This window comes from Bradyrhizobium sp. P5_C11_2, from assembly GCF_054049755.1.
The window spans coordinates 1-9,664 of the sequence record NZ_JBFULT010000281.1 but is presented as its reverse complement, the minus strand read 5'-3'; the positions used below and the strand labels follow the sequence as shown (position 1 = coordinate 9,664).

Here is a 9,664-nt window from a genome sequence, read left to right as displayed (position 1 = left end):
TCTTTGATGCGCATCATCTTGAAATGAAGTGCGGGACGTGACGCGGAAACGTTCGGCGCAAAGGTCGACCACCAAAACGAGGCCGCAAATCAGGGCAGTCTTACGCGTCATGCATGCGCGCCGCGCTCGCTCAGCGAATTGAGCGCTTCAACGGCCGAGCGCGCGACAATGACCAGCGATGCGTTTTTGAGCGGGTAACGGCAGCGCGCGCGGGCTCTATGGCTTGGGCGGCTGCAACCCGGGTGAGGTCAGCCACTCGGCAAGATGAGCCGTGATCTCGTCTTGTCTCGCTTTGCGGAGGAGGATTTCTCGTCGCGAACCGGGAGGCAGCTTCCTGGCTTCCTGTCTCAACCGTTCGGCTTCTTCGGCTAGACGTTCTTCGAGAGGGGAGGTCTGTTTGAATCGTTGGCGATGCTTCATGACTGTCCTCGTGCATACGGGTCCTAACCGTAGGGCTTGCAACCTCGATTCCTAATATGCCGATATTCGCCGTTCAGTTCCAAAGTGAACACATGGAGTTGGAACACCCCAAATTTCCAAGTGATTTTTGGGACACCTTGGATTGGCTTGTGTCCGGAAAACGGACAGACAAATCCGGGAGTCGTTAGTCGCTTGTGCGCCTGGCCGCTTCGGCCATCAGGACGGCCCCCGCGCCTCCAGGCCCCGAGCCTGCGGCCGCTTCTTGCAGCGACAGGAAATAAAAACGCCGCCAAGCGTTGAAAACGATCGCTCGGCGGCGCTGTTCCAGCCCCGGGAGGGAACGAACAAAATCCCGGATACCGATCGGTCTGCACAAGGCGGGCCAAGGTTCATTGTGTCAGGACGGGACGCGCGTAGAGGCAGATCAGATCGAGGCAGATCAGACGGTGTGCATGCCTCGTGCTCCACAGTAGCGGCGCGCGCGTCTTGTCACCTGGGCGGCTGCTGGCCCGGGGACGAGAGCCATTCGTTGATGCCAGAGGCATTCTCGACTTGTCGCGCGCGGCGGATAAGCCGCTCGCGCTCAACGCCGGGCTGAGCCGCGTCTGCCTGGCTGCGCAGACGCTGCGCCTCCTGGTTCAAGCGATGATAAAGCGATGTGGATGGCGGGGCACTGCGGCGGGACTGCATGGTGCTCTTCCTCGGTTCGTGGAGGCGGGAGCACGACACACTCTCTGTCACCGATGGATGCCAAAGGCGGGGCGGTGATGGTCGGACGGTACGCCCTTGGTCCGGGAAAAGCCACGTTATTCCGCATTGCAAAACAGGGGCGTCAACCGAGGCGGCGTTACGTCCTCGGGCTGGTCCAGCGTTCCTGCGCAACGTCCGTCCATGACGTGCCGAGCGGGCGCATGGTGATCCAGGTCTCGGCCAGCCTGCCGTCGTCGATCCGGTAGCTCTGCATCCCGGCGCGGCTTTGCGTCTCGCCGGTCTTGGGATCGGGCCATTGGAAGGAGAACCTGAACCACGCACGGTCTGCCGAAAACGAGTGATCGTAGACCACGACGCGAATGCCCGGCCGGTCCCGGTGGACGCCTTGCAGCTCGGCCGCATAAGCCTCCCGCGTCACGGTCCGGTCGCCGTTCTCGTCATGCCGGATGTAGTTCGGCCCGACACAGCCGGGGACCAGATCGTACCGGCCTTCGTGCCAGACCCGTTCCCAACGGTCGAATAGATCGCGAACCTCGTCCGACATCGGCCAGCTCCATCGCAGTGCGGTGCAGCGTAAAGCCAAAATGGGTCACTGCGGAATCAACTTTGACCAGTGAGGTCGGAAACAGGCCAGCGCCTATTTCGGCGGCTGCAGGTCGCTCTTGAGCCAGCCCTGCACGCGTTCAGCTTTCAGGGGGTCGGGGTCGAACGTCGCGATCTTATGGTCGGATTGCCATAGCTCTACGACGTCGTCTTCCACCAGCGACTGGGCCCGTTCCCTGGCTTCAACTTCATCCGCGCAGATGAGGTCGAGGCGCTGTTTGATGTGCCCATCCTCGCCGATCACACAGGCTTGGTACTCAGGCATCTGACGGCCCTCAGCACCGCTATGGATGGAACCATTAAATTCTCTTGCTCCATTCCTTGCAAGTCCGCGTTCCGCTGGAGGAACGTTCGCAGTGAACGTCTCTCAAATCTATGACGGGGACGAAAATCCTGTTGAAGTGCAGATCGAACAGGAGAAGGCCGCCAATTGAGGCGGCCTTACCCTTTAAATGGGGGATCTTAGGCCGGGCGAACGCAGCCACTCGCTGATGTGCGAGCCGGTTTCGGCCTGCCGGGCTTTGCGGATCGCACGCTCCCGCTTGATACCCGGGGGAAGCGATTTGGCTTCCTGGCGGAGACGCTGTGCTTGTTCGGCAAGGCGCTCTTCAAGGGACGTGGTTTGCTTGAAATGGCGTCGCTGCATGGCGCTGCTCCATTCTAGAGGAGGCGGGAGCGCTAGTGGCGTTCTCATCACCCGATGAAAGCCAAGGGCCGCGCGGTGATGGTTGGATTTTTGCACGTCCCGTACCGGACAGATGGTCAATCTTGACCACCCCGGAAAAGTTAACGAAACCGAAATTCGGACACCTCCGAATTCAACTTAGGCCACCAGGACTTAAACACGGACAGCACCCCCCAATCGGTACTGGCCGAAATAGGTTATGAAATGAAAGAGGTCGCCAACTGAGGCGGCTCTTGTTCTTGAATTTTAAACGGCCCCAGTAGGGGGCCGCCAACCCGCCTTGCGGGTTTTCCTCCAGCTGTCGGGGGGGCGCCTTTCGGCTGGGGGTGCGAGCAAACGCGCCGCCAAGCCGGTTGTTCCCCAAGGGTGTTCTCTTAGCGGAACGCCCCGTCCTTTATTCGCTACACCCAGAACGGGTTAATCCTAAACGCGCATGAACAGGTTGTGGCAGTTCGCGAACAAAACAGGCCACTCCCAAATTCAACTTAGGCTACTAGGGGTTAAAACAGGCCAGCGCCGCTCAATCCAAAAGAACATATTGCGAACTAGGAACAAATGGGGTACATTGGTTTTATCGCCGGCCCGCCTCGCCAACCGTTTGTCCCCCTAGCGAATCCTCGCCATAAGGAGCACGACCCAATGTCCACCACTGCCCTGCGTATCGTCGAAGGATCTTCCATGGACAAGAGTAAAGCTCTGGCCGCCGCGCTCTCCCAGATCGAGCGCCAGTTCGGCAAGGGTTCGGTGATGAGGCTCGGCAAGAACGACCGTTCGATGGATGTCGAGGCGGTGTCCTCCGGGTCGCTCGGGCTTGATATTGCGCTCGGGATCGGCGGTCTGCCGAAGGGGCGCGTCGTGGAAATCTACGGGCCGGAATCCTYGGGCAAGACCACGCTGGCCCTGCACACGGTGGCGGAAGCGCAGAAGAAGGGCGGGATCTGCGCCTTCATCGACGCCGAACATGCGCTCGACCCGGTCTATGCCCGCAAGCTTGGGGTGAACATCGACGAGCTGCTGATTTCGCAGCCGGACACCGGGGAGCAGGCGCTGGAAATCTGCGACACGCTGGTGCGCTCGGGTGCGGTGGATGTGCTGGTGGTCGATTCGGTCGCGGCCCTGGTGCCGAAGGCCGAGCTCGAAGGCGAGATGGGCGATGCGCTGCCGGGTCTCCAGGCCCGTCTGATGAGCCAGGCGCTGCGCAAGCTCACGGCCTCGATCAACAAGTCCAACACCATGGTGATCTTCATCAACCAGATCCGCATGAAGATCGGCGTGATGTACGGCTCGCCGGAAACCACCACCGGCGGCAATGCGCTGAAATTCTATGCCTCCGTCCGCCTCGACATCCGCCGCATCGGCGCGATCAAGGAGCGCGACGAAGTGGTCGGCAACACCACGCGCGTCAAGGTGGTGAAGAACAAGCTGGCGCCGCCCTTCAAGCAGGTCGAGTTCGACATCATGTACGGCGAGGGCGTCTCCAAGATGGGCGAGATCCTCGACCTCGGCGTCAAGGCCGGCCTCGTCGAGAAATCCGGTGCCTGGTTCTCCTATGACAGCCAGCGTCTGGGCCAGGGCCGCGAGAACTCGAAGGCCTTCCTGAAGGCCAACCCCGACATCACCGCCAAGATCGAGACCGCGATCCGCCAGAACTCCGGCCTGATCGCCGAGCAGATTCTCGCCGGCACCCCCGAGCGCGACGCCGACGGCGAGGAGCCGGGCGACGAGTAAGTTCTAACGCGAAGAACTTTCGCGAGGAGCGGGCGCTGAGGACGTTGAGTTGCCGACGTCGTCAGTGCCCGTTTCGTTTTGTGTTGCGTTGATCAGGTGGTGCGATGACGCGTCTGATCTTGACCGGCTGGGGCGGCGGGAGTGAGCTTGGTCGATCGGGGTTGGCCGAGATCGTCATACCGTTCCATTTTCGATTTGAGTGGGGGCCGCTCCCGACGGCGGAAAAGCTCTCGGCTTATTTCGCGGCATACACCACAGATCTTGGTCCGGCGGATCACTGGTCGGATTGGGTCCGCTGGCCGCGGGGCGCCAAGGGCCGCAAATTGTCGCTGGCCGAGTTTTGCGAGCCTTATGACGAGATCGAACTCTGGTTCGGAGCGACGCCCCAAGATCAATTGCAACTCGTCTGGTTGCTCGATCACCTCCGCAGTTATCCTGCGCTGGCACAGAAGCTCAAGCTGCGATTACTGGACTCCGACCTGATTTTTTATCCCGATTATGATTTCGCCAAGGGCGAGCGACACATTCCTGTCGGGCGGGTCACTGCAGAGGAGTTCGAGATTGCCAAATTGGCGTGGTCGGCCTATCGCGCGCCGACCCCGAAGGCTTGCATTGATCTGCTTCACCGCGACCTGAGTTGCTTGCTGATGTTGCGGCCGGCGTTGCTCGAGCTTCTGGCAGAGCTTCCGTCTCCTTTGACAGGACTGGGTGCGACCGAGATGCGATTTCTGGAGATGCTTGACTGGTATGCGAACACGAATGCGTTGTTCCATCTCCGCTCGCTACGGCGGACATATGTGTTCGGTGAGATCGAACTCGGATTTTTGTTCGAGGGGCTCGCACTCGGGCCGAAGCCCGCAGTGGCCGGTTTGGGCGACGAACTGCGCACCATTGAACGTCGGAATTCGCGAGCGCGGCACGAAGTCTTTCTTCGCAGCCGTCTCTCGTTGACGGAGTTCGGCAAGGCCGTCCTGGCCCATCAGGAGGATTTCAGCCGTCACAATCCGATCGACCGCTGGTGGGGTGGCACGCATCTGACCAATGATCAGCTATGGCGCTACGGCGCTGTTTTGACGAAACCCTGAGGCTGCGGGCATGACGCGGCTCATTGTCACGACTGACTCGTCCATCGCCGGCGCTATTCAACAGGCGGGCTTGCGGATCTTGTGATTTCGATCGAGCGCCGGCTGGTCTGGGGACCATTGCCGTCCGAGTCAGAGCGGGATGCGTTCTTTGCGCCGCGTACGGCGCAATCGTCGTGGATGCGCGATACGTTCGACGAAAACGACGCGCGCAAGCGCCGTGCCCACGATCTTTCACGTCATGCAAAGGTGGTGGGCACGCTTTCGCTTTGCCCACCCTGCGAGACCTCCGTCGCGGCTTACTCCGCTGCTTCCGCGTAATCGCTCACAGGCGGGCACGAGCACACCAGATTGCGGTCGCCATAGACGTTGTCGACGCGGCCCACAGGGCACCAGTATTTGTCGGTGCGCGAGGTGCCCGCGGGGAAGCAGCCTTCGCTGCGGGTGTAGGCGCGGGCCCACGCGTCGTCCGCGATGTCGTGCACGGTGTGCGGGGCGTGGCGCAGCGGCGAGGCCTCGATCTTGAAACGGCCGGCCTCGACCTCGGCGATCTCTTTCCGGATCGCGATCATGGCATCGCAGAACCGATCCAGCTCCGCCTTCGATTCCGACTCGGTCGGCTCGATCATCAGCGTGCCCGGCACCGGGAAGCTCATGGTCGGGGCGTGGAAGCCGTAATCGATCAGGCGCTTTGCGATGTCGTCGACGGTGACGCCGGACGTCGTCTTCAGCGGCCGCGGGTCGACGATGCACTCATGCGCGACGCGGCCCTTCTCGTTCTTGTAGAGCACCGGGAAATGCGCATCGAGCCTTGCTGCAATGTAGTTGGCGTTGAGGATCGCGATTTCGGTGGCGCGCTTCAGGCCTTCGCCGCCCATCATCAGGATGTAGATGTAGGAGATGGTCAGGATCGAGGCCGAGCCGAACGGCGCCGCCGAGACCGGGCCGACCGGCGCATCCCCATTCGTCGCGGGGTGGCCCGGCAGGAACGGTGCAAGGTGCGCCTTGACGCCGATCGGGCCCATGCCCGGGCCGCCGCCGCCATGCGGAATGCAGAACGTCTTGTGCAGATTGAGATGGCTGACGTCGGCGCCGTAATCGCCGGGCCGGGACAGGCCGACCTGCGCGTTCAGATTAGCGCCGTCGAGATACACCTGGCCGCCATGGCCATGGACGATGTCGCAGATCTCGCGGATGTGCTCCTCGAACACGCCGTGCGTCGAGGGATAGGTGATCATGACCGCGGCGAGATCGTTGGAATGCTTCTCGGCCTTCGCCCGGAGATCATTGACGTCGACGTCGCCGTTCTTCTCGCAGGCGACCACCACCACCTCCATGCCGACCATCGCGGCCGAGGCTGGGTTGGTGCCATGGGCGGAGGAGGGGATCAGGCAGATCTTGCGATGGGCCTCACCGCGCGCGGCATGATAGCCGCGGATGGCCAAGAGCCCGGCATATTCGCCCTGCGCGCCCGAATTCGGCTGGAGCGAGATCGCGTCATAGCCGGTGATGTCGCACAGCCATTTTTCCAGCCGCGCGAACAGCGCATGATAGCCCTTGGCCTGCTCGCGCGGCGCGAACGGGTGCAAGGAGCCGAACTCCGGCCAGGTCAGCGGCATCATCTCGGTGGTCGCGTTCAGCTTCATGGTGCAGGAGCCGAGCGGAATCATCGCGCGGTCGAGCGCGAGGTCGCGATCGCTGAGCTTGCGCATGTAGCGCAGCATCTCGGTCTCCGAGCGGTGCGCGTGGAACACGGGATGGGTGAGGAAGGAGGTCGCGCGCTTCAGCGAATCGGGCAGCGCCTCGCGCGTGGTCGCATCGATCTCGGCGTAGGTGAGCTTGCCGCCGAACGCACGCCAGACCGCCTCGACGGAAGCGGGCGTCGTGGTCTCGTCGAGCGCGATGCGCAAGGCGCCATCGCCGAGGCCGAGATTGATCTTTTCGGCCCATGCACGCGCCACGATCTCGTCGCGCTTGCCGCCGACGTCGACCGTCACCGTGTCGAAGAAGCTGTCGGATTGCAGCGCGAAGCCGAGCTTGCGCAAGCCGGCCGCGAGCACGGCCGCACGGCGATGCACATTGCGCGCGATCTGCGCAAGCCCCTCGGGGCCATGATAGACCGCGTACATCGAAGCGATCACGGCAAGCAGCACCTGCGCGGTGCAGATGTTGGAGGTCGCCTTCTCGCGGCGGATATGCTGCTCGCGGGTCTGGAGCGCGAGGCGATAGGCGGGCATCCCGCGGGAATCGACGGAGAGGCCGACGATGCGGCCGGGCAGCGAGCGCTTCAGCGCATCGCGCACCGCCATATAGGCCGCATGCGGTCCGCCATAACCCATCGGCACGCCGAAGCGCTGTGCCGAGCCGATCGCGATGTCGGCCCCCAACTCGCCGGGCGCGGCGAGCAGTGTCAGCGCCAGCAAGTCGGCGGCAACGATCGCGAGGGCGCCCTTGGCCTTCAGCGCCGCGATCGCGGGCCTGAGGTCGCGCACCGCGCCCGATGAGCCCGGATATTGCAGCAGCGCGCCGAGCACGTCGGCCGTGTCGAGATCGATGAGGGGATCGCCGACAACCAGGGTCCAGCCCAAGGGCTCGGCGCGGGTGCGCATCACGGCGAGCGTCTGCGGATGCACGTCCTTGTCAACGAAGAAGGCTTTCGCTTCGACCCGCGAGTGCCGCTCCGCGAGCGCCATCGCTTCCGCGGCGGCGGTCGCCTCGTCGAGCAGTGAGGCGTTGGCGACGTCGAGCCCGGTGAGGTCGCAGATCATGGTCTGGAAGTTGAGCAGCGCTTCCAGCCGGCCCTGGCTGATCTCGGGCTGGTAGGGCGTGTAGGCCGTGTACCAGGCCGGGCTCTCCAAAATGTTGCGCTGGATCACCGCGGGCAGGATGGTGCCGGAATAGCCCTGGCCGATCAGCGAGGTGAAGACCTGGTTGTCGCGCGCAAGCTCGGCCATATGCGCGATCGCCTCGGTCTCGCTGAGCGGCTTGCCGAGATCGAGCGGGGCGGTCTGCCGGATCGAGGCGGGCAGCGTCTCCGCCATCAGCGCGTCGACGCTTTTGGCGCCGACGGTGTCCAGCATCGCGGCGACATCGCGCGCGGAGGGGCCGATGTGGCGGCGAACGAAGGCGGCGGTATCGCCATCGGATTTGCGGTGCGCGGTCATCATGGGTCCTCGTTTTAGGTCATCTGTCGCTGTCATGCCCCGCGAAGGCGGGGCATCCAGTAAACGCGGCCGTCAGTGCTTGAGCCGATGGGGCGCGGCGTACTGGATCACCCGCCTTCGCGGGTGATGACAGGGAGTATGAGGTTGGAGTCTGCTTCATCTCACGCCGTGTGTGCCTTGTAGGCGGCTTCATCCATGAGGCCGCCGAGCTCGCTTTTGTCGGCAATCTTGATCTTGAAGAACCAGGCTGCGCCTTGCGCATCCGTATTGATCAGCGCCGGCTCGCCGGCGAGTGCGGGGTTGGTCTCGAGCACCTCGCCCGAGATCGGTGCGTAGACGTCGGAGGCGGCCTTCACGGACTCCACGACGGCCGCGGCTTCGGTCTTCTTCAGCGTGCGGCCGACCTTGGGCAGTTCGACGAACACGACGTCGCCGAGCTGCGACTGCGCGTAATCGGTGATGCCGACGGTTGCGACATCGCCGTCGATGGCCAGCCATTCATGGTCGGAGGTGTACAGCGTCGTGGTCATTTTCTCAGTCCTCAGCGTTTGTAGGTGTTTTTCACGAAGGGCATGGCGGCGACGGTGAGCGGCAGCCGTTGCCCGCGCACCTCGGCGAACAGTTTTGTGTCGAGCGCGCTCAGGCGCGTGGGCACGTAGCCCATTGCCACCGGCGCGTTCAGGCTCGGGCCGAAGCCGCCCGATGTGACCTTTCCGATCGGCTCGCCGCCGGCGCTATCTGCAAACAGCAGCGCGCCTTCGCGCACCGGGGCGCGGCCTTCGGTGCGCAGGCCGACGCGGCGGCGGCTCGCGCCCTGGTCGAAATGCGCGAGGATCTTGTCTGCACCGGGAAAGCCGCCGGCGCGGGCGCCACCGCTGCGGCGGCTCTTCTGCACCGACCATTCCAGCGCGGCCTCGACCGGCGTGGTCGCGGTGTCGATGTCGTGGCCATAGAGGCAGAGCCCGGCTTCCAGCCGCAGGCTGTCGCGGGCGCCAAGGCCGATCGGCATCACGTCCGCGTTTTCCAGCAGCGTCCTGGCGAGGCGCTCGGCATCGCCTGCGGGAACCGAAATTTCAAAACCGTCCTCGCCGGTATAGCCGGAGCGCGAGACGAAACAGTCGAGGCCGGCGACCTTGTGCGGGCCGGCGTCCATGAACTTCATGCCGGGCGCCTCTGCACACAATTTCGCCAGCGCCGCTTCGGCCTTCGGGCCCTGGAGCGCGATCAGCGCGCGGTCGGCCAGCGAATCGATGATGCAGTCGTCCGAGAGG

At 63.4% G+C, this 9,664-nt stretch carries 8 protein-coding genes; 2 read left to right on the top strand and 6 right to left on the bottom strand.

The window, feature by feature from the left end; genetic code table 11:
- Positions 1 to 1,267: 1,267 nt before the first annotated feature.
- From ACXJL8_RS23935 to ACXJL8_RS23925, 3 genes are all read right to left on the bottom strand, one after another.
- On the bottom strand, positions 1,268 to 1,675 hold the full coding sequence (locus ACXJL8_RS23935) for a nuclear transport factor 2 family protein (RefSeq protein WP_456621268.1): 408 nt from the start codon (positions 1,673 to 1,675) through the stop codon (positions 1,268 to 1,270).
- 93 nt (positions 1,676 to 1,768) lie between these two features.
- On the bottom strand, positions 1,769 to 1,999 hold the full coding sequence (locus tag ACXJL8_RS23930) for a hypothetical protein (RefSeq protein WP_456621269.1): 231 nt from the start codon (positions 1,997 to 1,999) through the stop codon (positions 1,769 to 1,771).
- A gap of 183 nt (positions 2,000 to 2,182) precedes the next feature.
- Complete coding sequence (locus tag ACXJL8_RS23925) at positions 2,183 to 2,380, bottom strand: hypothetical protein (RefSeq protein ID WP_456621270.1); 198 nt, start codon at positions 2,378 to 2,380, stop codon at positions 2,183 to 2,185.
- A gap of 678 nt (positions 2,381 to 3,058) precedes the next feature.
- Here ACXJL8_RS23925 and recA point away from each other — a divergent pair.
- Together recA and ACXJL8_RS23915 are read left to right on the top strand one after the other, a co-directional pair.
- Entirely contained in the window at positions 3,059 to 4,147 is a 1,089-nt protein-coding gene (gene recA, locus ACXJL8_RS23920; protein WP_456685690.1) for a recombinase RecA, read from the top strand.
- 104 nt (positions 4,148 to 4,251) lie between these two features.
- Positions 4,252 to 5,232: a hypothetical protein gene (locus ACXJL8_RS23915; protein ID WP_456621272.1), complete on the top strand. Its 981-nt coding sequence runs from the start codon at positions 4,252 to 4,254 to the stop codon at positions 5,230 to 5,232.
- A 296-nt stretch (positions 5,233 to 5,528) separates the two neighbouring features.
- Here ACXJL8_RS23915 and gcvP read toward each other — a convergent pair whose 3' ends face one another.
- The 3 genes from gcvP to ACXJL8_RS23900 form a co-directional block, all read right to left on the bottom strand.
- Positions 5,529 to 8,393 (bottom strand): aminomethyl-transferring glycine dehydrogenase, encoded by a 2,865-nt coding sequence (gene gcvP / locus ACXJL8_RS23910; protein ID WP_456621342.1) that lies wholly within the window; start codon positions 8,391 to 8,393, stop codon positions 5,529 to 5,531.
- A 161-nt stretch (positions 8,394 to 8,554) separates the two neighbouring features.
- A complete protein-coding gene (gene gcvH / locus ACXJL8_RS23905) occupies positions 8,555 to 8,923 on the bottom strand; it encodes a glycine cleavage system protein GcvH (protein ID WP_456621273.1) in 369 nt (122 codons plus the stop codon).
- An 11-nt stretch (positions 8,924 to 8,934) separates the two neighbouring features.
- A partial coding sequence (locus ACXJL8_RS23900; RefSeq protein ID WP_456685689.1) for a glycine cleavage T C-terminal barrel domain-containing protein occupies positions 8,935 to 9,664 on the bottom strand: 730 nt, incomplete at its 5' end.